The 24,138-nt window shown below is 31.3% G+C and carries 25 protein-coding genes, 3 pseudogenes and 1 riboswitch; all 28 genes and pseudogenes read left to right on the forward strand.

The features are described from left to right. A partial coding sequence (locus B2671_RS07820; RefSeq protein ID WP_346869905.1) for a hypothetical protein occupies positions 1–279 on the forward strand: 279 nt, incomplete at its 5' end. Continuing rightward, a complete protein-coding gene (locus B2671_RS07825) occupies positions 269–568 on the forward strand; it encodes a hypothetical protein (RefSeq protein WP_346869906.1) in 300 nt (99 codons plus the stop codon). The genes B2671_RS07820 and B2671_RS07825, both read left to right, overlap by 11 nt. Before the next feature lie 13 nt (positions 569–581). After that, positions 582–1,571, forward strand: a complete 990-nt coding sequence (locus tag B2671_RS07830) for an NAD-dependent 4,6-dehydratase LegB (protein WP_346869907.1) — start codon at positions 582–584, stop codon at positions 1,569–1,571. Positions 1,572–1,589: 18 nt separating this feature from the next. Next, complete coding sequence (locus tag B2671_RS07835) at positions 1,590–2,753, forward strand: LegC family aminotransferase (RefSeq protein WP_346869908.1); 1,164 nt, start codon at positions 1,590–1,592, stop codon at positions 2,751–2,753. 29 nt (positions 2,754–2,782) lie between these two features. After that, complete coding sequence (locus B2671_RS07840; protein WP_346869909.1) at positions 2,783–3,826, forward strand: nucleotidyltransferase family protein; 1,044 nt, start codon at positions 2,783–2,785, stop codon at positions 3,824–3,826. Positions 3,827–3,851: 25 nt separating this feature from the next. Continuing rightward, complete coding sequence (locus B2671_RS07845; RefSeq protein WP_346869910.1) at positions 3,852–4,523, forward strand: acetyltransferase; 672 nt, start codon at positions 3,852–3,854, stop codon at positions 4,521–4,523. An 11-nt stretch (positions 4,524–4,534) separates the two neighbouring features. Continuing rightward, positions 4,535–5,539 carry an N-acetylneuraminate synthase gene (gene neuB, locus B2671_RS07850; RefSeq protein ID WP_346869911.1) on the forward strand — a complete coding sequence of 335 codons (1,005 nt, stop codon included), beginning with the start codon at positions 4,535–4,537 and terminating at the stop codon, positions 5,537–5,539. Then, a complete protein-coding gene (gene neuC / locus B2671_RS07855) occupies positions 5,536–6,696 on the forward strand; it encodes a UDP-N-acetylglucosamine 2-epimerase (protein WP_346869912.1) in 1,161 nt (386 codons plus the stop codon). Before neuB ends, neuC begins: the two co-directional genes overlap by 4 nt. 25 nt (positions 6,697–6,721) lie before the next feature. After that, a complete protein-coding gene (locus B2671_RS07860; RefSeq protein ID WP_346869913.1) occupies positions 6,722–7,420 on the forward strand; it encodes an acylneuraminate cytidylyltransferase family protein in 699 nt (232 codons plus the stop codon). Between the two features lie 89 nt (positions 7,421–7,509). Continuing rightward, positions 7,510–8,328: an EFR1 family ferrodoxin gene (locus tag B2671_RS07865; protein ID WP_346869914.1), complete on the forward strand. Its 819-nt coding sequence runs from the start codon at positions 7,510–7,512 to the stop codon at positions 8,326–8,328. A gap of 395 nt (positions 8,329–8,723) precedes the next feature. After that, positions 8,724–10,319 carry a methyl-accepting chemotaxis protein gene (locus B2671_RS07870; protein WP_422653229.1) on the forward strand — a complete coding sequence of 532 codons (1,596 nt, stop codon included), beginning with the start codon at positions 8,724–8,726 and terminating at the stop codon, positions 10,317–10,319. Positions 10,320–10,590: 271 nt separating this feature from the next. Next, complete coding sequence (locus tag B2671_RS07875) at positions 10,591–11,436, forward strand: flagellin (RefSeq protein ID WP_346869916.1); 846 nt, start codon at positions 10,591–10,593, stop codon at positions 11,434–11,436. 110 nt (positions 11,437–11,546) lie between these two features. After that, positions 11,547–11,629, forward strand: a riboswitch (cyclic di-GMP riboswitch). Positions 11,630–12,043: 414 nt separating this feature from the next. After that, positions 12,044–12,424 carry a flagellar basal body rod protein FlgB gene (gene flgB / locus B2671_RS07880; RefSeq protein WP_346869917.1) on the forward strand — a complete coding sequence of 127 codons (381 nt, stop codon included), beginning with the start codon at positions 12,044–12,046 and terminating at the stop codon, positions 12,422–12,424. Positions 12,425–12,426: 2 nt separating this feature from the next. Next, positions 12,427–12,858, forward strand: a complete 432-nt coding sequence (gene flgC, locus B2671_RS07885) for a flagellar basal body rod protein FlgC (protein ID WP_346869918.1) — start codon at positions 12,427–12,429, stop codon at positions 12,856–12,858. Between the two features lie 19 nt (positions 12,859–12,877). Beyond that, complete coding sequence (gene fliE, locus B2671_RS07890; protein ID WP_346869919.1) at positions 12,878–13,198, forward strand: flagellar hook-basal body complex protein FliE; 321 nt, start codon at positions 12,878–12,880, stop codon at positions 13,196–13,198. A 16-nt stretch (positions 13,199–13,214) separates the two neighbouring features. Further along, on the forward strand, positions 13,215–14,792 hold the full coding sequence (gene fliF, locus B2671_RS07895) for a flagellar basal-body MS-ring/collar protein FliF (RefSeq protein WP_346869920.1): 1,578 nt from the start codon (positions 13,215–13,217) through the stop codon (positions 14,790–14,792). A 2-nt stretch (positions 14,793–14,794) separates the two neighbouring features. Beyond that, a pseudogene (fliG, locus tag B2671_RS07900) lies at positions 14,795–15,783 on the forward strand (flagellar motor switch protein FliG). Then, positions 15,767–16,534, forward strand: a complete 768-nt coding sequence (locus B2671_RS07905; protein ID WP_346869921.1) for a hypothetical protein — start codon at positions 15,767–15,769, stop codon at positions 16,532–16,534. Before fliG ends, B2671_RS07905 begins: the two are co-directional and overlap by 17 nt. A 14-nt stretch (positions 16,535–16,548) precedes the next feature. After that, the gene (gene fliI, locus B2671_RS07910) at positions 16,549–17,856 is read left to right on the forward strand and encodes a flagellar protein export ATPase FliI (protein WP_346869922.1); all 1,308 of its coding nucleotides are present in this window, start codon (positions 16,549–16,551) and stop codon (positions 17,854–17,856) included. Between the two features lie 14 nt (positions 17,857–17,870). Continuing rightward, positions 17,871–18,311, forward strand: a complete 441-nt coding sequence (gene fliJ / locus B2671_RS07915) for a flagellar export protein FliJ (protein ID WP_346869923.1) — start codon at positions 17,871–17,873, stop codon at positions 18,309–18,311. Between the two features lie 5 nt (positions 18,312–18,316). Then, a complete protein-coding gene (locus B2671_RS07920) occupies positions 18,317–19,645 on the forward strand; it encodes a flagellar hook-length control protein FliK (RefSeq protein ID WP_346869965.1) in 1,329 nt (442 codons plus the stop codon). Positions 19,646–19,656: 11 nt separating this feature from the next. After that, positions 19,657–20,358, forward strand: coding sequence for a flagellar hook capping FlgD N-terminal domain-containing protein (locus tag B2671_RS07925; RefSeq protein ID WP_346869924.1), 702 nt, complete (start codon positions 19,657–19,659; stop codon positions 20,356–20,358). A 42-nt stretch (positions 20,359–20,400) separates the two neighbouring features. Further along, positions 20,401–21,460, forward strand: a pseudogene (locus tag B2671_RS07930) (flagellar hook-basal body complex protein). A 101-nt stretch (positions 21,461–21,561) separates the two neighbouring features. Beyond that, the gene (locus tag B2671_RS07935) at positions 21,562–21,777 is read left to right on the forward strand and encodes a flagellar FlbD family protein (RefSeq protein WP_346847892.1); all 216 of its coding nucleotides are present in this window, start codon (positions 21,562–21,564) and stop codon (positions 21,775–21,777) included. After that, a pseudogene (locus B2671_RS07940) lies at positions 21,764–22,535 on the forward strand (motility protein A). Before B2671_RS07935 ends, B2671_RS07940 begins: the two are co-directional and overlap by 14 nt. A gap of 10 nt (positions 22,536–22,545) precedes the next feature. Continuing rightward, the gene (locus tag B2671_RS07945) at positions 22,546–23,262 is read left to right on the forward strand and encodes an OmpA family protein (RefSeq protein ID WP_346869925.1); all 717 of its coding nucleotides are present in this window, start codon (positions 22,546–22,548) and stop codon (positions 23,260–23,262) included. A gap of 1 nt (position 23,263) precedes the next feature. Then, positions 23,264–23,761 (forward strand): flagellar basal body-associated FliL family protein, encoded by a 498-nt coding sequence (locus B2671_RS07950; RefSeq protein ID WP_346869926.1) that lies wholly within the window; start codon positions 23,264–23,266, stop codon positions 23,759–23,761. A 7-nt stretch (positions 23,762–23,768) separates the two neighbouring features. Continuing rightward, entirely contained in the window at positions 23,769–24,110 is a 342-nt protein-coding gene (locus B2671_RS07955; protein WP_346869927.1) for a flagellar biosynthetic protein FliO, read from the forward strand. Positions 24,111–24,138: the final 28 nt, after the last annotated feature.

Here is a 24,138-nt window from a genome sequence, read left to right on the forward strand (position 1 = left end):
TCATTAAAGGTTTTAGAAGATGTAGATAATTTTATAAGAGAAATACCTAAAGAAATTAAATTTATAGAATATTTATTTGCAGGTACTACTAATATAGTTTTATATAATCCAGATTATAAAATTAGCAATGAAGATACAGAGTTAAGTAAGGCTAAGAAGATATATGAAAAAAGTAAAATACTTTATTCAAACTTGTTAAATGAAGCTGAATATGCATTAAAATATATAAAAAATGAAAGAGAATCTATATGTAAAGGAGAAAATTATAGTGAATATTAAGGAATTTGCAGAAAATTTAGTAGAACTTATTAGTATAAACAATGAAGAAATAAGAAATAACGGAGGTAAAATAAATACTCAAGTATTTGAAAGTATACTTGAATATATACAAATATTCATGACAGAAGCTATAAATATAAATAGTAATTGTATTAATGTAGAAAAATTCAATGAAATTCTTAAAGAGATATTAGAAGCACTAAAAAACAATGATTTCATATTAATGAGTGATATGTTTGAATATGAGATTATACCAGAAATAAATAAAGTTATAGAACAATTAAGTTAATGAGGTGTATTAGATGGGTAAAAAGATATTAATAACAGGAGCAGACGGATTTATTGGAAGTCATCTTACTGAAACACTTTTAGAAGAAGGTTATGATATTAAGGCATTTACATATTATAATTCATTTAATTCATGGGGTTGGCTAGATACATTGTCTAAAGATAAATTAAAGGAAATTGAAGTATTTACGGGAGATATAAGAGATCCTAATGGGGTTAGAGAGGCTATGAAAGGAGTAGATGAAGTATTTCATCTTGCAGCTTTAATCGCAATTCCTTTTAGCTATCATTCACCAGATTCTTATGTTGATACTAATATAAAAGGAACTTTGAATGTATTACAAGCAGCAAGAGATTTAGAAACTGAGAGGATACTAGTGACTTCTACGTCAGAAGTTTATGGAACAGCTCAATATGTTCCTATAGACGAATTGCACCCATATCAAGGTCAATCTCCTTATTCAGCAACTAAGATAGGTGCAGATAGGTTAGCGGAATCTTTTTATAGAAGCTTTAATATGCCAATTTCTATTGTTAGACCATTTAATACATACGGTCCAAGACAATCAGCTAGAGCTGTTATTCCAACAATAATAACACAATTACTGTCTGGAGAAACTGAAATAAAATTAGGTTCTTTAACACCTACAAGAGACTTTAATTTTGTTAAGGATACAGCAAGAGGGTTTATAGAAATTGCTAAATCCGATAGAACCATAGGGGAAGAAATAAACATAGCTACTCAAGATGAAATATCCATAGGAAGACTGGCTGAGGAAATGATAAGACAAATAAATCCCAACGCCAAAATAGTATGTGATGACCAAAGATTAAGACCTGATAAAAGTGAAGTAAATAGATTATTAGGTTCAAATGAAAAAATTAAGAAGTTAACAGATTGGTCGCCTAGTTATACTTTTGAAGAAGGAATTAGAGAAACTATAGAATGGTTTAGAAAACCAGAGAACTTAGCAAAGTATAAAGCCGACATATATAATATTTAAGCAAAGGAGATGAACTAGGTGAAAAAGTTTATTCCACTTTCAGTACCTAATTTAAAAGGAAATGAATTAAAATATGTTGTGGATGCGGTAGAAAAAGAATGGGTATCTACTGGTGGATCATATATAAATGAATTTGAGGATAGCATAGCTAAATATCTTAATATTGAATCTGCTGTTGCTTGTCAAAGTGGAACTGCTGGTATTCATTTATCACTAATTTTAAGTGGAGTAGATGCTGGAGATGAAGTCATAGTTCCTACATTGACATTTATTGCAGCAGTAAATCCTGTTAGATATATTGGAGCAGAACCTATATTTATGGATTGTGATGATTCATTGACAATGGATGCTAATAAACTAAAAATGTTTTGTGAAGAAGAGTGTGAATTTATTGATGGAAAATTAATAAATAAGCTTAATAGGAAGCATATAAAAGCTATAATTGTAGTTCATGTTTTTGGTAATAGTGTAAATATAGAGATGATAATGGACATTGCAGAAAAATATAATATTAAAGTTATAGAGGATGCAACAGAAGCATTAGGAACTAAATTTATCTCAGGAAAATACATTGGAAAGTATGCTGGAACTATAGGCGATTTTGGGGTGTACTCATTTAATGGAAATAAAATAATTACCACTGGTGGAGGTGGGATGATGGTATCCAATCATCCGGAACTTTTAGCAAAAGGAAAATACATCTCTACTCAAGCTAAAGATGATGAACTTTACTATATACATGATGAGATAGGATATAATTATCGAATGACTAATTTACAAGCTGCACTAGGAGTTGCACAATTAGAACAACTAGATAAGTTTATAGAAATTAAGAAAAGAAATTATGAGTTATATAATAATGGATTGAAAAATACTAAAGGATTAACAATGCTTGATTTTAATAAAAATATACAACCTAATTATTGGTTTTATTCTTTATTAATAAATAAAGATATATATCCATTAAAAGTAAAAGAAATTATTCCATACCTTAAAGAAAAAAATATACAAGTAAGACCAATATGGAATTTAATTCATACTCAAAAACCTTATAGAGAATCAAGAGCTTATAAAATAGATAGAGCTAATTATTATTTAGAAAATGTAATAAATATTCCATGTAGTAGCAATTTAACAGAAGAAGAAGTTAATTATATTATTAATGTTTTAAGTAGTATTTAAAGCATTATTAAGTATGGGGAGATATAACTATGAATATTCAGGATATAATGATAAATGAAGATATAAATATAAGACAAGCTGCTAAGGTTTTAGATAAAACTGCCAAGCAGGTTTTACTTATAACACAAGATAATAAGTTAAGGGCTGTACTTACAGATGGTGATATAAGAAGATGGATTTTAAAGAATGGGGATTTGTCGGCACCTGTAAAAGAAATTGCTAACTATTCGCCTAAATATATAACAGAAACAGAGAGATATAAAGCTAAAAGACTTATGAAGAAATATTCAATTAGTTCTATACCTGTAGTTAGTACTGAAGGCGAAGTAAAATCAATAATATTTTGGAATGACTTGGATATGGCTAGTGTTGAGAAGAAGCCTTCATTAGATATACCAGTAGTAATTATGGCTGGAGGGCTAGGCACTAGATTATATCCTTACACTAAAATTTTACCTAAGCCTCTTATACCTATTGGTGATATACCTATAGTAGAAAGAATAATTAATAGATTCAAAGAATTTGGATGTAATGAATATTATTTAACCGTTAATTATAAGAAAAATATGATTAAAGCATATTTTGAAGAAGTAGTTAAAAATTATAATAANNTAGAAGAAGATAAACCACTAGGTACTGGAGGAAGCCTTTATTTTCTTAAAGATAAAATAAAGAGCACATTTTTTGTATCTAACTGTGATATATTAATAGATAGTGATTATGAAGCTATGTATGATTATCATAAAGAAAATAAAAATTTTATTACTATGGTATGTGCAGTTAAAAATATGGTAATACCTTATGGGGTAGTTAACTTAAATAACGAAGGTAATATACAGAGTATGGTAGAAAAACCTGAGTATTCATTTTTAACTAATACAGGAATGTACATAATAGAGCCTGAGGCACTACAGTTAATAAAAAAGGATACATTTATTCACTTACCTGATATAGCAAAAGAATGTATGGATAAAGGAATGAAAGTTGGAGTTTATCCTATAACAGAGAGAGCTTGGATGGATATGGGACAACCAGATGAAATGGAAAATATGGCTAAAAGGTTAATGGTATAAATAAATTTAGAAATGAGGCATTAAAATGAGTTTGTGGAAAGGGTTACCATTATTGATATTTGGAACTTCAGGTATTTCTAAGGAAGTTAGAAGTATAATTGACGAGATTAATAGAGTTAATCAAGTTAATGTGTATGATTTTTTAGGATATGTAGGAGAAAATGACGATTTGATAGGAATGGACTTTGATTGTGAGAAAGTAGTTACATCAGATAATTATTTTGGAGAGTATATATCAAAATTTAAAGAAGTAGGTGTAGTGATTCCAATAGGGACACCGCATATTAAAAAAAAGATATATAATTTAACATCTAAGTTTAATAATGTGGTATATCCTAATATTATTTCACCATCTGCAAATATTATGTCAAAATCTAAATTGAAATTAGGAATGGGAAATATAATAGCAGCTGGAGTTAATATTACAGTTGATGTAGAAATAAATAATTTTAATTTAATAAATCTAAATTGTACCATAGGTCATGACGTTAAAATAAAAGACTTCTGTGTAATAAACCCTCTAGTATCCATATCAGGAAATGTAGAGGTAGAATCAGAAGTTCTTATCGGATCTGGAAGTTCAATCAAGCAAGGGCTGAAGATAGGGAAAAATAGTATTGTAGGGTTAGGAGCCGTAACTGTTAAAGATGTAAAGGAAGAAACTACAGTAATATCTAGAAGAGCTACTGAAATATAGGAGGTGGTAACATGTCTAAAAAAAGTGTATACATTATAGCTGAAGCAGGAGTGAATCATAATGGGAGCATTGAACTAGCGTATAAAATGGTAGATGTAGCTGTAGATGCTGGAGTAGATGCAATTAAATTCCAAACATTTATAGCTGAATTAGGAGTATCTAAATTTGCAAGAATGGCAGAATACCAAGAAAATAACACTAGAAAAAAAGAAAGTCAACTTGAGATGGTAAAGAAATTAGAACTTAGTTTTGATGAGTTTAAAAAGATAAGGGATTATTGCAATGTAAAGGGAATAGAATTTCTTTCAACACCTTTTGATTTAGAAAGTGTTAGTTTTTTAAATGAGCTAGGAATTAGTGCATTTAAAATTCCATCAGGGGAAATTACCAATCTTCCTTATTTGAGAAAAGTAGCTCAGACAGGGAAAAAAATTATAATCTCTACAGGTATGTGTAATGAAGAAGAGATAAGTGATGCACTTATATTACTTAAATCTATGGGGGTAGAGGATATAACCGTACTTCATTGTAACACAGAATATCCCACACCTATGGAAGATGTAAATCTTAAAGCTATGAATACAATTAAAGATAATTATAATGTTAAGGTTGGATATTCAGATCATACTTTAGGTATAGAAGTGCCGGTAGCTGCAGTAGCATTAGGAGCAGAAGTAATAGAAAAACACTTTACTTTAGATAAAACCATGGAAGGTCCTGATCATGTTGCTAGTTTAGATCCTAATGAGTTAAAGAATATGGTTAAGGCAATAAGAAATATAGAAATTGCACTAGGAAATGGGATTAAGAAACCAAGTAAATCTGAAATTAAGAATAAAGGTATAGCTAGAAAAAGTATTGTTGCAAGAATTAAGATAAAAGAAGGTCAAGTATTTACAGAAGAAAATTTAACTGTAAAAAGACCAGGTACTGGTATTTCGCCAATGAGATGGGATGAGGTTGTAGGAATGACTGCTTCAAGAAATTATGAAGAAGATGAGATGATAGAAATATGAAAAGAATAGCTATTGTAACAGGTACTAGAGCGGAATATGGATTGTTGAGACCTTTGATAATTAAGCTGAAAAATTGTGATGAATTTGAAGTTAAATTAATAGTTACTGGCGCACATCTGTCTCCTGAATTTGGTTATACATATAAAGAAATTGAAAATGATGAAATGATTATTGATGAAAAGGTTGAAGTATTAATGAGTTCAGATTCAGCTATTGGTATAAGTAAAACTTTAGGGTTAACAATTATTAGTTTTTCAGAAGTTTTTAGCAGAATTAATCCAGATGCTGTTGTAGTATTAGGGGATAGATATGAGATTTTTGGTGCAGTGACAGCTGCAAGTATTGCTAAAATACCTTTAGTACACCTATGTGGTGGAGAAACTACAGAAGGAGCTTTTGATGAAGCTTTTAGGCATTGTATAACTAAAATGAGTTATCTTCATTTTACAGCTAATGAAGAATATAGAAAACGTGTTATACAATTAGGGGAAAGCCCTGAAAGAGTATTTAATGTAGGAGCTATAGGAATTGAAAATATAGTATCTATGGATTTATTAACAAAGTCTGAATTAGAAGAAAATATAAAATTCAAACTAGATAAACCCTATGGACTTGTAACTTTTCATCCTGTAACTTTAGAGAAAGGTACTGCACAAAAACAATTTAAAGAACTATTAAATTCATTATCTAAGATGAAAAATATGAAGTTTATAATTACAAAGGCTAATGCAGACAGTGATGGAAGAATAATAAATAAAATGATAGATGAGTATGTGCAGAATAATAAAGAGAGAGTTATTAGTTTTACTTCAATGGGACAACTTAGATATCTAAGTGCTATGAAATATTGTTCACTTGTAATAGGGAACTCTTCAAGTGGAATAGTAGAAGCTCCAACCTTTAAGAGACCAACTATAAATATTGGGGATAGACAAAAAGGGAGAATTCAAGCAGCCTCTATAATCAATTGTAGGTCACAAGAAGATAAAATTTTGAATGGTATTAATAAAGCATTAAGTAAAGAATTTTTAGATGAAATTCAGCAAATAGTAAACCCATATGGAGATGGGAATACTACTAGTAAAATAATTGAAGTGATGACAAAAGAATTATTTAAAGACATAAATATGAAAAAAATTTTTTATGATTTAAATTAACTAAAAAATTTATGTAGGTGATTAAATGTATAAAGATAAAAAAATTCTAGCAATAATACCTGCAAGAAGCGGTTCTAAGGGGCTAAGGAATAAAAATATAAAATTATTAAATGATAAGCCATTAATAGCATATACCATTGAAGCTGCTATTGAAAGTGATATATTTACCGATATAGTTGTTTCTACTGATTCAGAAGAGTATGCAAGTATATCTAAAAGATATGGAGCAAGTATACCATTTTTAAGACCAGATGAATTAGCTAGTGACATAGCTAGTAGTGCAGATATGATTGTGTATACAATTCAAAGATTAAAGGAGCTAGGGAAAGTATATGATTATTTTATGTTGCTACAACCTACTTCACCCCTAAGAAAAGCTTTAGACATAAAAAAATCAGTAGATTTATTAATAGAAAACAAAGTAGATTCTGTAGTAAGTGTTTGTGAAGCTGAACATTCTTTAAGTATATATAATACATTGAGTGATAGTTTATCTTTAGAAGGTTTTATAAATAAAAACAGTGCAACTCGAAGGCAAGATGACAAAAAATACTATCGTATAAATGGTTCAATATATATATCTAATGTTGAAAAATATTTAAGCGAAAGGGATTTCTACGGAAAGAAAAGTAGAGCATATATTATGAGTAGAGAAAGCTCGATAGATATTGATACAGAGCTAGATTTTAGAATTTCCGAATATATTATGACTCAAGATCTTTAATTAAGCTAATTTTGCTGGGTTAAACGTAACTCAATATAATACTATGGAATCTTCATACTAGTCTTTCATTCATTAAGAGGTGATAATTTTTGCATTATAAACTAAACACATTATATTTTAGTGCTACAGATACAACTAAGAAGGTAATATCGGGTATAGCAAAAGGACTTTCAGAAGTTATGAACTTAAAGGAAAGTATAAATAATATTGATTTTACCTTACCAAAGATAAGGGAGAAATATGTATCTTTTTCAAAGGATGATATTGTTATTGTAGGAGTTCCAGTTTATGCAGGGCGAGTGCCTAATGTGCTTTTAAAGTATATAAATTCTATTAAGGGTAATGGTGCTTTGGCTGTTGCAGTGGTGGTTTATGGAAATAGAAATTATGATGATGCTTTGATAGAGTTAAGGGATATATTAGAACTAGATGGGTTTACGGTTATTGCAGGGGCTGGATTTATAGGACAACATTCTTTTTCTAAAATCTTGGCTAAGAATAGACCTGATGAAAAGGATATGGATATAGTTAGAAGGTTTGCTGATAAAATTTATAGTAAGCTTATTGATGAAGATGGAGCAAAGGGTGTATTAATAAATGGATACAAGCCTTATAGAAATTATTATATGCCAAGGGATGAAAAGGGAGAGCCTATTGATATAAGAAAGGTGAAGCCAAAAACTAAGGATAGTTGTATAGATTGTAAACTTTGTGCTAGTGTTTGTCCCATGAGCTCTGTTGATCTTGAAGATGTGACTAAAGTTAATGGAATTTGTATTAAATGCTGTGCATGTATTAAAAAATGTCCTGTAGAGGCAAAATATTTTGATGATATTGGATATTTAAAGCATAAAGAAGAATTAGAAAATAATTTTATATGTAGAAAAGAACCAGAATTATTTTTATAAAGGCACAGTGGTCATCTAGGAGATTCAAGCCTAGCTATATCAAGGGTTTATTCTAGGAAGAACATAAAAAGCTAAAAACATAAGAACATAAAAAGCATTAATGGCTAAAAATAGCTGTTAATGCTTTTAAAATGTCATAAAATTTATAGAAAACTATAAAGTTATTATAATAAATATCGATAATATTAATAATTTTAATTATACATTGCTAAAATTTTGTGACAGAGGGGATTAAATTTATGAAAAGCTTAAAATGGAAAATAACTATTATTATTCTTACTATTATTATAATTATTTCGTTGTCTATGATGTTTATGGGACTTTTTAAGTCATTTAGTATTACTAAAAATATTATAAACAAACAATTTGAGCAAACAATAGGTTCCGGTTATAGTATGCTAGATATTTATCTTAAGGAACAGTTTGGTACATTAAGTCTAAATGCTGATGGGAAACTTATAGACTCTAATGGTAAGCCAATTGATGGTGACTATGAGTATATTGACAAATTATCAGAAGGTATGGATATACTTGCCACTGTCTTTGCTAAGTCTGGTGAGGATTATGTGAGAGTATTGACCACAATTAGAGATGATAAAGGGGAACGAATTATTGGAACAAAATTGGATGCTAGTGGTAAAGCCTATGAAGAGATTTCAAAGGGTAATGAATACTTTGGAGAAGCTGATATTTTAGGTGAAAAGTATATGACAAAATATGTACCTATTTTTGGTGATAATAATGAAGTCATAGGTATTTATTATGTTGGTAAATCTGTAGAATCAATTTTAGATATATATAATGAAGGGGTATTATCTACCATAAAATCGGTAGTTATAGTAATAGTTATTGGACTGCTTATATCTGTTGCAATAAGCTATAGCTTAGGAGCATCAATTACAAAACCTATAGTTGCTTTAACTAATACTATAAAAAAACAATCAAATTTAGATTTTAAATTTAATGAAAAAGATGAAACATTGAATTATTTGAAAAGGAAAAATGAAATAGGTGTTATGGCAAATTCTCTTAAGGTTATGGAGGACAATGTAAGAGACTTTGTTATTAAAACTTCAGAAGGTGCAGAGAAGGTAATAGCAACTTCCCAGGAACTAACAGCAACAGCGGAGCAATCAGCCATAGCTTCTGAAGAGATATCAAGAACTATAGNNATAGAAAATATAGCTAGTGGAGCAAGTAGCCAAGCTCAAGATACAGGAGAAGCAGCTTTAAGTGTAGAAGAAATGGGTAGTTTACTAGAAGAGAATAAAGAATATACAGAGGAATTAAACAACGCAGCAAAGGATATAGAAAAGGAAAAAGAAGAAGGCTTTATTATATTAAAAGATTTAGTACTAAAAACGGGAGAAAGTAATAATGCTTCTAACCAGGTGTATGAAATTATAATAAGTAATAACGAAAGTGCAGAAAAGATAGAAAAGGCAAGTACAATGATTCAATCTATATCAGAACAAACAAACCTACTTGCTTTGAATGCAGCTATTGAAGCAGCAAGGGCAGGTGAGCATGGAAGAGGCTTTTCTGTAGTAGCAGAAGAGATAAGAAAACTTGCTGAAGAATCTAATAATTTTACAGGAGAAATTAAAACTGTAATAGAGGAGTTGAAATTAAAATCTGAAAATGCAGTAAATAGAATGAAAGAAGTAAAAGGAATAATTGATTCCCAATCTGAAAGTGTAGAAAAAACTGAAGAAAAATTTCATAGGATATCAAACTCTATAGAGATAACTAATAATGTTATAGATAAGCTTAATGAATCATCAGAAAAAATGAATGAAAATAAAGAAAAGCTTGTAGATCTAATGCAAAATTTATCGGCTATAGCAGAAGAAAATGCAGCAGGAACTGAGGAAGCTTCAGCAGCTATAGAAGAACAATCAGCAAGTATCGAAGAAATAGCTAATAGTAGTGAAGGATTGGTAAATATTATAGATGAACTACAAGGTATTATAAATAAATTTACAGTATAATTATTCCACGGGGTCAGACCCCGTGGTAATTTTTTCAATTAAATTTGGTGACAGGCACTTGTGAAAGAATGAAAAAGTATTAATGGCTAAAAATAGCTGTTAATGCTTTTTGCTAATCATAAAGTTATTAATAAAAAGTAACGATAAGTAAAATGAATTTAAAGTAAACATAGTTTGAATAAATGGGATTTTATTCCACGGGGTCAGACCCCAAGGAATTTTTTTCCTTTGGGTCAGACCCCGTGGTAATTTTTGTGTAAGGAGTGAGATGATGAGATTAAGTAGAAATATGTCCGCTATGAGGATATTTAATAGCTATACTAAAAATTTAGTAGCTCAGTCTAAGGCTTATGGTAGTATTAGTTCAGGTAATAAGATACAGACCTATAGAGATAATCCTAATGCTAAGGCTAAGAGTGATAAGTTGAAGTTAGAGATTAGAGGTCTTCAAATGGCCACTAGAAATATTCAAGATAGTGTAAGTCTTATGCAAACCATGGATGGTGGTATGCAAAGTATAAGTGAATCCTTGCAAAGGGCTAGAGAACTTATGGTTCAAGTTGGAGGAGCAACTACATCAGAAGATAAAGCAGTTATTCAAAGGGAAATAGATCAGAACCTAGAGCATATAACTTATACTGCAAATAATACGGAGATGAATGGTGTAAAACTGTTAGCTGATAAAAATAATCCGGGTGATACAGTGGATCTACTTATTGGAGCAACTAGTGATTATATAACTAAACTGCCAACATATAATTTCACATCCACTGGATTAGGACTGGTGAATGCTGATGGTAGTAACAAAATAAGTGTAGAGAATATAAATGATGGGTTAGAACGATTAGATGATGCTATAGATAAGCTGAATTCTGGAAGAGGAAAGTATGGAGCTCTAAGTAATAGAATGGAGTCGACTGCGGATTATACCAGTGAAATAGTAGGTAAGGTAGAAGGAGCAGAAGGTGAAATTACTGGTGCTGATATAGCATTAGAAATGGTTGAATATGCTAAAAATTCAATTTTAGTGGAATCAGGTATGGCTATGATGGCTCAAAGCAATGAATTTCCACAGGATATTCTACAAATATTGAGCAATGTATATCCTAATAGGTAGAGAAAAGAAATTTCATGTAGTAAATAAGGAATTTTAAGTAAAAAGTAAATAATTTACGTTTAAAAGGTTGAATGGAAGAAAAATATAGTATATAATGCAGATATGTGAAAAAATTAAATAGGCAAAATTGACGAAAGTTAGTGACGCAAAGCTGTAGGGGCTAAGCCTAAGGGTATGCCAGCCAGTTGCCAAAGAGTAAGTATACTTTTTGTTTTAGGTATTATAGAAGTAAATAATATTTTTATTTTAACCTTGTTGTAATTAAAAGCTACTCTTTTTGAGTAGCTTTTTATTATATAAATTTTACAATTTATTATAAAAAATTACAAAGGATTTTGTAAAATATACTGGATTATAAACAATTACTCAGTTTCGTGTTTTACAATGATTATTTTACATAAAATAACATGTAGCCATTATTATTCAATCTCTACCATACTATTTTTTACTAATGATGAAATTTGTAGATTTATTTCTATTTAAAGTAAGTTTAAAGTATATAAAATAAATAAAAAATCGTATAACTAACAAAAAAAAGAAGGGATTTAAGTATTTATGTCTAATTTATAAACATCAAGTATGTTTTAGTGGAAAATGGAGGTATAAAATGTCACAAAATGAAGTATATGGATTATTGAAAAAATCTATGAATGTAACTGTTCAGGCTAATAAGGTTATTGCTAATAATATTGCAAATGTAAATATAAAAAACTATAAGAGATATTATGTTCCCTTTGAACAGGTTATGGAAGAGTCAACAGCTAATGGTAATTTAAAAACTACAAATGAAAGACATATAGGCATTGGAAGCAAAGATGTACAAGTTAAAAAAGATGACAGTGCATCTATGCGAGAAGATGGAAATAACGTAGATATTGAAACGGAAATGACAAGTCAAGCTGCTAATACTATGATGTATGAGTCTTTAGTTAGATTTGCCAGTGGAAAGCTAAATAGTACAAGTAGAGTTATAAAAGGAGGGAACTAAAAGTGGAGGCATTTAGAGGAATGAGAATTTCAGCTAGTGGTCTTACTGCAGAAAGATTAAGAATGGATACTATCTCTTCTAATATTGTTAATGCAGGAACTACTAGAGGAGAAGATGGGAAACCTTATGTGAGAAAAATTGCTATGTTTCAAGAGAACTTAAAGGAAGCCTACAATAAAAGTAATGGAAAAGTAGAGGACAAGTTAAATGGGGTTAAAGCAGTTGGCATTGTAGATGATGAATCAGAACTTATTAAAGTATATAATCCAAGTCATCCAGATGCGGATGAAGAAGGATTTGTAACTATGCCAAATGTAAATATCTCCAATGAAATGGTGGAGTTAATAGCATCAAGTAGAGCTTATGAAGCCAATGTCAATGCAATGAATGCACAAAAAAGTATGTTTTTAAAAACTTTAGAAATAGGTAAATAAAAGATGGGAGTAGTACTTTATGATGAACAATTACATATCAAATGCAACAATTTTTCAAAATGAGATAAGGGAAATTTATGGGGTAAAAGAAAAGGATACTGAAGAGAATAGCGCTTCAAGTGGCACAGGATTTGCAGCTGTTATAAAGGATGAATTGCAGAAGGTCAACGATCTACAAGTTGAAGCAGATAACAATGTAACAGGATATATTGCAGGAGAAAAAAGTATCCATGAAGTAGTATTAGCTACAGAAGAGGCATCTATGTCCCTAGAGCTTGCTATTCAAATAAGAAATAAGCTAGTTGATGCTTATAAGGAATTTAATAATATGCAAGTATAATGGGGGTAAGGATTAGATGAGTAAGCTATCGGAGCTAATGAAGAAGATAAAAGATAAGTGGAATTCCATGTCGAAAACTAGGAAGATAGCTTTAGTGATAATTGCGGTGGTGACTTTTATAGCAGTAGGAACACTACTTTATGTATCACTTAAACCAAAGTATACAGTTTTATTTTTAAATATGGATTCCCAAGATTCAGGAAAGATTATAGCCAATTTAGAAGGTAAAGGAACTAAGTATAAAATAGAAGGAAATTCAATCTTAGTTGAAAAGTCTCAAGTAGATAAACTGAGAATGGAAATGCTATCAGAGGTTCAAATAACAGAAGGAAGCCAAGGCTTTGAACTTTTTGATGAGGGTAGCATTGGGGCTACAGATGAAGAATCAAGAATAATGTATCAAAGAGCACTTTCTGGAGAACTTGAAAGAACTATAAAGGGTTTTGAAGAAGTTGAGGCTGCAAAAGTGAATTTAGTTTTACCAAACAACTCAGCCTTTGTAACTAAACCAACTCCTGCTAGTGCTTCAGTAACGGTAAAGTTAGTGCCAGGAAATGAACTTTCACCAGAGCAAGTTAAAGCTATTGTACACTTAGTAACAGGTAGTGTGGAAAACTTAGATAAGGAAGACGTTACAATAGTATCAGATAATCTAAAGTTATTAACGGAGGGTTTGTTTGATAATGAAAAAGGAACCCAGGCTACTAGTACAGAAAATCAAATTGATTCAACTAAAAAAGTTGAAAAAGAATATGAAAAGAAAATCTTAAATGTATTAGAACCAATTTATAAAGATAATATAAAAGTATCTGTAAATGCACAACTTAATTTTGACGCTGTAAAGCAGAATAATGTTACATATGATCCAAAGGGATCTGCAGTAGTAAGTGAGCATATTATTAAAGACAATAGTAAGGGTACTGAAAATACTNNTACTTCAGGAAGTACTGTGGATAATAATATGACTAATGAGCAAGATGCAGAAAAAGATACTGAAAAAGCAGGCTATTCAGAGGAAACAAGAAATTATAATAATACTAAGAGTGAAGAAACAGTTGTGAAGGCACCAGGTCAAGTGGAGAGAATTACCACATCTGTTGTTGTAAATGGAGATATAGATAATGCAACTAAGAATACTATAAAAAATTTAGTATCTGATGCCATTGGTTTTGATGAGGCACGAGGTGATGGAATTTCAGTTGAAAGCTTAGACTTTAATGATGATTATAAAACACAAGCAGAAGAAGAAATTAACGCTATGAAGGAAGCAGAAGCAAAATCTAGAAAGATTAAGCTTATTGCTTTAGGAGTAGGGGCAGTTATAGCACTTATACTTATTATTGTAGTTGTTTCTATTATTAGAAGTAAGAGAAAAGAAGATGATGATGAAGAGGAAGAGGCTATAGAAGGACTAGATGTAGTTGTAGGAGATGAAACTTTAGAAACAGTGGCTGATTTATATAAAGATTTAGATTTAGAAGCAGAAACTGAAAGAGAAAAGATCATGAAAGAAGTTAAAAAATATGCAGAAAAGAAACCAGAACAGGTAGCTGATATTATAAAATCATGGATGACTGATGAAGAAGGGAGATAGTAATGGCTAAAACAGAAAAATTTACAGGTATTCAAAAGGCAGCAATATTATTTATCTCTTTGGGACCAGATGCATCTGCAGCGATAATAAAAAGATTAAATGAAAGAGATATACAAAAGATAACCTATGAGATTGCTAATATGTCATCGGTTAAAGCTGAGGATAGACAAGCTATTTTAGATGAGTTTATGGAATTAAATAAGGCTAAGGATTATATTCTTGAAGGTGGAGTAGAGTATGCTAGGAGCGTTTTATCTAAAGCTTTAGGAACTCAAAAGNNGAGTTTTCACAGCAGTTTAGACCTTTTTCTATTGCTAGAAAAGCTGATGCAACTCAGCTTATGAATGTAATTTCAGGAGAACATCCTCAGACTATAGCATTAATACTTTGTCATCTACAGCCTGACAAAGCGGGTCAGATAATGTCTGCACTTCCATCTGAATTACAAAGTGAAGTTGCTTTTAGAGTTGCTACTATGAGTAATATATATCCGGTGGTAGTGAAGGAAATTGAAGAGGTATTAAATAGTAAGTTATCTTCAGTGGTTACTAGTGAAAGTAGTGTTATAGGAGGAGTTCAATCTTTAGTTAATATACTTAACCAAGTTGATAGGACTACAGAGAAAAACATTACAGAAGGTCTTGAAAGGGAAGATATGGAACTTGCAGATAAAGTTAAGGAATCTATGTTTGTATTTGAGGATATTATTACTATCAATGATGTGGAAATTCAAAGAATTTTACGTGAAGTTGATAATAAGGAGCTATGTATGGCTCTAAAGGGTACTTCAGAACAAGTAATAGAAACTATATCAAGAAACCTTTCAAAACGTGCAGCAGCTACATTGAAAGAAGATATGGAATTCTTAGGACCTGTAAGACTTATGGATGTTGAAAAAGCTCAACAAAAAATTGTTGCTTTAATTAGAAGACTAGATGAAGCGGGAGAAATAACAATTGTAAGAGGTGGAGACGATGCACTCATCTTATAGGGTAATAAAAAGTGTTAATGTATGTGAAAGTGGAACGAAGGCAATAGATACAGACTTTTATATAGAGCCAGCTCCAATAATAGAAGAGACCATAGAGTTTGAGGATACTAATCCTAGGAGCATGGAGGAGTATCTAAAACTAAAGAAAAAGGGTGAAGAAATAGTTGAAAATGCCCATAAAGAAGAGGAAGCTATTCTTGCAAATGCAAAGGAAAAAGTAGAAGAGCTTCTATATGAAGCCAAGGAAGATGGATTTAACAAGGGTTATGAAGAAGGCCATAGTATCGGTTATAGAGAAGGCTTTGACAAGGCTTATGATGAAGGAGTAAAAAAAGGTGAAGAAATAATCCAAAATGCAAATTTTATTCTTTATCAAGCTAAGGAAGAGTATGATAAATTTCTTAAGTCTAAGGAGATGGGCATTAGAAAAATTATTGTAAATGCCGTAGAAAATATGCTTAAAAAGGAGTTGGAAAGTAAAGAAGCACTAAATGGATTACTTTTCAACATCCTATCTGAAGAGAAAAATGCCAAGATGATAATTATAAGGGTAGCACCTAACTATTTAGAAGAAATAGAGACAAAGATAGAAGAATTCAAGCATAGTATGGGCATCAGAGGAGAAGTAGTGGTTTTACAGGATAATTATTTAGAGTATGGAACCTTAGTTGTTGAAAAGGATGATGGAAAAACCACCTTTACTATTAAGGGGAGTATAGAGAAACTAAAGGAAATTCTCATGGAAGCATAGAGGAAGATGGTATTATGATTAATTTGAATATAGGAGACATCGAAAAAAATATTAATAAAACAAATTTTAATCATATGGAAGGCGTAGTTAAAAACATTATAGGTCTTACCATTGAAGTAAAAGGAGTTAAGGGTTTTGTAGGGGAAATTTTCCATATATATAATGAGGAAAATAAAACTATAGTCTGTGAAGTAGTAGGTTTTAAAGATGGAAATCTAATTCTTATGCCCCTTGGAAACTTAATAGGTATATCTCCTGGATGCAGAGTAGAGAGGACAGGAAAGCAGTTAAGTATAAAGTGTTCAGATGAACTTTTAGGAAGAGTTTTAGATGGAATTGGAAATCCTTTAGATGAAAAGGAATTGTCCCTTTATAAGAATTATCCCTTGGAAGCTATGCCACCAGACCCATTGAAAAGAAGAAGGATTAAAGAAGTTCTTCCTACAGGGGTAAGAGCCATAGATGGATTTCTTACTTGTGGTGAAGGACAAAGAATTGGTATCTTTGCTGGTTCAGGGGTAGGAAAAAGTACTACACTGGGAATGATTGCTAGAGAAGCTAAGGCTGATGTAAATGTGATATCCCTAATAGGAGAAAGAGGTAGAGAGGTTTTAGATTTTATAGAAAAAGATCTAGGTCCAGAAGGGTTAAAGAAATCTGTAGTAGTATGTGCTACTTCTGATCAACCAGCACTTGTTAGGCTAAAGGGTGCATTTACAGCAACAGCTATTGCGGAGTACTTTAGAGATAAAGGATTAAAGGTTATTCTTATGATGGACTCAGTAACACGTTTTGCTATGGCACAAAGGGAAATTGGACTTGCCATAGGAGAGCCTCCAGCTACTAAAGGATATACTCCTTCGGTTTTTGCAATGTTACCTAAACTTCTTGAGCGTAGCGGTATGTCTGACAAAGGATCTATTACAGCTTTTTATACCGTCCTTGTTGATGGAGATGATTTTAATGAACCCATTGCAGATGCGGTAAGAGGTATTTTAGATGGACATATTGTCTTAAGCCGTGAGTTAGCTACTAAAAATCATTATCCAGCCATAGATGTACTTAAAAGTGTATCCAGACTTATGCCAGAAATTGCAGAGGAAATCCATATAAAGGCTGCTTCCCTTGCTAGAGATTTAATGGCCTCTTATAAAGAAGCAGAAGACTTAATAAATCTAGGAGCTTATGTAAAGGGAAGTAATTCTAAAATAGATATGGCCATTGAGTATATAGATAGTATAAATGGATTTTTAACTCAAGAAATAAAAGAAGGTTGCGAAATTGAAGCTAGTAAAGACATGCTTATTAATATGTTTAAATAAAGGTGGTGTAAATTTTGGGACAAACTTATAAATTTAAATTACAAAGGTTATTGGACTTAAGAGAAAAAGAAGAAGATGGTAAAAAAATAGTTTTTATGGAGGCTCTAAGGGAAAAGAACAGAGTAGAAGAAGAGCTTAAAAATCTAGAGGATAGCTTCCAAAGATACTCTACTGTGAGTAATAACATGAGTGTAACTGAAAGAAAAATTCAACATCATTATTTAAATCTATTAAATAGTACTATTGATATTACACAAGAAAAGCTTAAAACTGATGAAGAAAGAGTGAAGCACACTAGGAAAGAATTAGTTACTGCTCAAGTAAATAAAAAGATTGTAGGCATATTAAAAGATAAGGATCAGGTAGCATTTATAAAAGAAGAAAATCGAATAGAACAAATTCAAAACGATGAATTTGCACTTTATGGATTTATACGTGAGTGTGGGAGGCGATAAATTTGATGGAAATGGCACAATTTAGTGTTGGAAATGACCTGTATAAAGGTAGTGGTACTAGTGAAAAAGTTAAGAAGTCTGAAGGCAATAAAGGATATTCCAATAAGGAATTTTCTAAGGAACTTAAAAACTACAGTACAGATAATGAAAGCTCTAAAACTAAATCAGTAAATTCTATTAAGCAAGAAAAAGTTGAAGAGCCTTCGAAGGATTACATAGTGAGCTCTGAGGAAGTTCATGAAGATGAAAAGCTAATTACCTCAGAAGATATGCAGTCACTAATAAATCTAATAATAGATCTTTTGAATAAGGAGGATACTTCTAAGGCTGAAACGGTTTCTTCTGACCTTATTAGTGGAAATGAAGGTAAAGTGGAACTACAACCTTTATTAGACCTTTTAGGAAGTGAAAAAAAGGCAAATGGCCTATTAGAATTATTAAGGGAAGCATCAATTAATAGTGACATGAAAAATAAACTTACAGAGTTATTAACTTTAATTAATGAAGATATTACTGAGCTAGACAATAGTAGTGAAAGTCTTATGAAACTATTAACATCAGAAGAAGGTATAGATAATGATGATCTAATAAGTCAGTTACAAAAAATAGTTTCAATGAAGGATGCTTACAAAGAAGATGAGCCTTTAAATATACCTAGAAGAATAGAACTGGAAACTAATGTTATAGAAAAAAGTAGTGTAGTAGCTGGAGTAGACGATAATGAAGAAAGTAGCAGTAAAGATAGTAAATTTTCAAAGGAAACAGCTATTTTGAATAAAGTAATTAATGGTGAAGAGAAGGATTCAAAGGTTACAAGAGCTGCTGATTTTATGTCATACTTTGAAAATAGTGTGCAAAAATCAGGAGAAGTATCTAGTGAAAAGCCTATAGCTATTACAAAGAGTGATGTTAATAATGATGTGATAAAAGCTCTATCATACATGGATAAAAATGGAATTAAGGATTTAACTGTAAAGATTTATCCTAAAGAGTTAGGTGAAATATCCATATCCGTAAGTATGGAACAAGGTGCTTTAAAGGCAATGATTAAGGCTACATCAAAGGAAACCGTAGAGATGTTAGCTTTAGGACTTAAGGACATAAATGAAAAGTTAAATGGAAACAACATAAAAATACAATCAGTAGATATAGGACTTTATGAAGAGGATACTACCTATTTTGCTCATGAAAACAGCCAAGGCAAAGCATATGAAAATGGTGGACAAAGAGGTAGTGAAAAGGGTAGACAAGGTTCAGAGGTGAATATAGTTGAAGAGGATGTTATATCTGAAGCTAATGTGAAAGCCTCTAATGAGATAGATTTACTAGTTTAGGAGATGATGAAATGGCAATATCAACTAATAATACAACAGCACCTTGGGTTGAAGGAAACAAAACTAAAAATGGTACACCTATTGTAAAACCAGGGGCAGAACTTGACAAAAATTCTTTCTTTAAAATATTAGCTGCTGAGCTTTCTAATCAGGATCCAACTCAATCACAAGATACTACTGCATATGTCTCACAGTTAGCTCAATTTACAACCCTTGAACAGATGAGTTCATTAAATTCCACAATGACTCTTTCTTCTGCACAAGGATTAACTGGAAAATTTGTAGCTTTAGATGCATTAGATGCTAATGGAGTACCTCAGTGTGGCGTAGTTAGGGCTGTGTATAAACATAAGGGAGACGTTTATGTTACTGTGGAAGGTGTAGATGGAAAATATACAGATTATGAATATAGTCAAGTTACAGATGTCATTGATTCAGGAGATCCAAACATGGATAACTTAACCTTCTCTAATGCAGTAACATTGATGGGTAAGATTGTTGAAATAGCACTACCAGCAGATACATCTGTAGAAAAGCCTAAGGGAGATGGCAAGGAAGAAGAAAAGCCAGTTGAACCTAAGAGTATTACAGGGAAAGTTTTAGAAGTATATAGGGATGCAGAAGGCATCAAGCTTAAGGTTGAAGTTGAAGTGGATGGAAAAATGGAAGTTAGAGATTACTTATTTGACTCTGTAATTGGAGTAAAAAGCTAATAAAAATATATTAAAAATACAGAATCGGAGGGATAGTATAATATGCTAAATTCAATGTACTCAGGGATATCAGGTTTAGGAGCAAATCAAAAAAAGTTAGATGTAATAGGAAATAATGTGGCCAACTCAGGAACTACTTCCTTTAAATCATCTTCAGTTACTTTTCAAGATAGTATGTATCAAAGTTATAAGGGAGCGTCAGGTCCAGGATTAAACTTAGGAGGAGTTAACCCTTCTAGAGTTGGTATGGGAGTTTCTATACAAAGTATAGTAACAAATATGGCTCAAGGAAGTCTGCAACCAACAGGAAGACCTTATGATGTAGCTGTAGATGGAACAGGATATTTTATAGTAGCTAAAGGAAAAGAAAATGGCACAATAACAGTTAATCCAGATCAAAGTATGGAATCTACAACTTTAGAAAGTTTTTATACAAGAGATGGTTCATTTAAGGTAGATAGTAAGGGAAATCTTCTAAATTCTAATGGATATAGAATTATGGGTTATGCTATAAGTGATGGAACAGCAACATCTCCATTAGGTGGAATAGTTAACTATGTAGATGGAGAATCTGAAAACTTAAATNNCTAATCAAAATGAATTAGTACCACTTAAAATACCAGAGACTGTTTCTAAGCTGGTAACTGATAAAGATGGAAATCCAGAAGTAGATGCTGGTGGAAATCCAACAGGAAGAAGAGAAGATGTTAGAATTCAAGGTTTCTCTATAGAAAATGATGGATTAATTAAGGCTGTCCTTGCTGATGGTAGTACTACTGTTCTTGGACAAGTTGCCATGGCATCATTTACCAACAATGAAGGTCTTGAGCAAAAGGGAAATAATATGTACTCTCCTTCAGCAAACTCAGGAAATCCATTAGCTAGAGTTGGTAAATATGTTGATAAAGCTGCTTTAGGTGGAAGAGAAGACAATGGCAAGGCTTATGGACAAGTTTTAAATGGATTCTTAGAGATGTCAAATGTCGATTTATCTGCACAGTTTACAGATATGATAGTTGCAACTCGTTCTTTCCAGGCTTGCGGTAAAATTATCACCACTGCAGATGAAATACTACAAGAACTTGTAAATTTAAAAAGATAACTTATTTAAATATGTAAATGTGATTTTCCTTAGGCTAAGACGGTGCTTATATTGATCTTAGCTTAAGTAAATTTACTATATCATAGGAGGTATAGGAGAATATGATAGAGGTTAATCCCTTAAATGGAAACAAATTTATTCTTAATAGTAATCACATTGAAAAAATTGAAGAAATCCCAGAGACAGTAATTACCTTAGTCAATGGAAAAAAGTATTTAGTTAAAGAAAGTTCTAAAGAAATAGTTGATAAGGTTATAGAGTTTAGACGAAAATACTGGGCAAATGTACGGTTGGAGGAAAGCAATGAAGAAGAATGATATGTTAACAGCTATAGGTTTTGTGATTGCAATTGTTCTTGTATTTTATGGAATGCTAAATGGAGGATCATTAAAGTTATTCTTTGATGTACCATCCTTAGCTATAACAGTAGGAGGGTCCTTCGGTGCACTTTTAATGTCTTATCCAATGAATGAAATAAAAAGATTTATCAAGGTTGCAGCACAGGCTTTCAAAGAAGATGGAACATCTAAGGTAGATAATATTGCACTATTTGTTAATTTATCTAAAAAAGCTAGAAGAGATGGACTACTTTCTTTAGAAGAAGATATACAAGAGATTAATAACGAGTTTGTTAAAAAAGGTTTAAATATGATAGTTGACGGTATTGAGCCTGAATCTATTAGAGAAATTATGACTTTAGAAATTAAAGAATTAGAAAAAAGACATGAAGATGCAGCATCTATGTTCACAACTTGGGGAGCATATGCTCCAGCCATGGGTATGATTGGAACATTAATTGGACTTATACAAATGCTTGCTAACTTATCAGATGCAGACAACTTAGCATCAGGTATGGGTAAGNNGTTCAATGCTTGCTAACTTAGTTGTACTTCCTATAGCAGGAAAGCTAAATTATAAAACATCTAATGAAGTAAACCAAATGGAAATGATGATTGAAGGAGTACTTTCTATACAATCAGGAGTAAACCCAAGGGTAATTGAAGATAAAATGATAGTATATTTATCACCAGAGGATAGAGTAAAGTATTTAAGTAGTGTTAATCAAGGAGAGTAGGTGAATAATTATGGCCAAGAAAGACATAAAAACTGATGGGTGGTTAGCTACTTATGCAGATACTGTTACTTTGCTATTAACCTTCTTTGTTTTACTTTATTCACTATCAACTATAGACTCACAAAAATTTCAGCAGATAGCTGTAGCTATGCAAAGTGTTTTTAGTGGTAAGGCTGATAGGTCCATACTTGAATTTAATTCAAGTAGTGGGGATGTACCTATAGTTGGAAAGCCACAGCTTACCGTGGAGGACATTCAAGAAAATGAAGACTTGGAAATTTTAGAGGATGTATTAACTTACATTAAGGAAAATGATTTAGAGAATGATGTTCAAATATATGAAGATGAAAAAGGTCTTAATATCCAGATGAAAGACTCGGTTCTTTTTGATACTGGAAAAGCAGAACTAAGGTCAGATAGTAAAACAGTATTAGATAAGGTTAGTGACTTAATTGGAAAGGTAGATAATAAGATTATAATTGAAGGGCATACAGATAATATACCAATTAATACACCAGCTATGCCAAATAACTGGCACCTATCTTCTGCTAGAGCATTAAGCGTATTGGATTATTTTCTTGGTAGTAAAAAGATTTTAAATCCTCAAAGGTTTTCAGCTCAGGGATGTGGAGAGTATAGACCTATAGCTAAAAATGATACGGATGAAGGTCGAGCTAAAAATAGAAGAGTTAATATTATAGTTGTAACTAATGTAAAGGAGCAGTAAAATGAACAAAAAAAATAGCAAAGGTAATGAGTTAGAAAAAGAAAAGGGTGGAAGTTCTAAATTGGTTCTAGTTATAGTAACTGCTATAGTAATATTTGCACTTATAAGTGGAGCTGTATTTGTTGGATATACCGTTGCAACAAAGAATGTAGGTAAAAATAGTAATGACACTAGTGAAAGTAATGTAGTAGAAAAGGAAGCTACCTTAAATTTAGACGAGTTCTTAGTGAATTTAAGTGATGAGGGAAAGTCTAAATTTGTAAAGGTGAAAATTTCCTTAGGGTCAAATTTAGAGAATGAGGAGCTACAAGAAGAACTTATAGCAAAGATTCCGCAAATAAGAGACAGTATAAATAAGGTATTAAGAGCTAAGAAATCTACGGACTTCAAAACAGAGGGAGATGCTTTATTAAAAGAAGAGATAATCGTAAAGGCAAATGAGCTTTTAAATAGTGGTAAGATAACCAATATTTACTTCACAGATATAATTGTTCAATAGGTGACATATGGATAGTCAATTGATTTTAACCTTATTAAAACTTGTAATATTTTTCCCCTTAGTTATAGGATTAATTCTTTGGCTAGGGAAGACCGTTGAGAAATATAGTCACATAAACAGGAAATCTACAATGAGAGTAGTAGAGAGACTAACCATTAGTAAGGATAACTCTCTGCTCATTGTAAAGATAAGAGATAAATTTTATTTAGTAACTTCAGCTCAAGGAAAAATAGAAATTGTAGAAGAAGTTGCAGGGGAAGATTACAAAGAAATTGAAATGATTAAATTGAAGAATAGTAGTGAGTTAAAACAAATCTTTAAAAACAAGTATCTAAAATGGAGAAAGTAAAATATTATTTTAGGAATAAAGGGATAAT

The organism is Clostridium sp. UBA5119 (assembly GCF_002414285.1).
Classification (GTDB): domain Bacteria; phylum Bacillota; class Clostridia; order Clostridiales; family Clostridiaceae; genus Clostridium_J; species Clostridium_J sulfidigenes.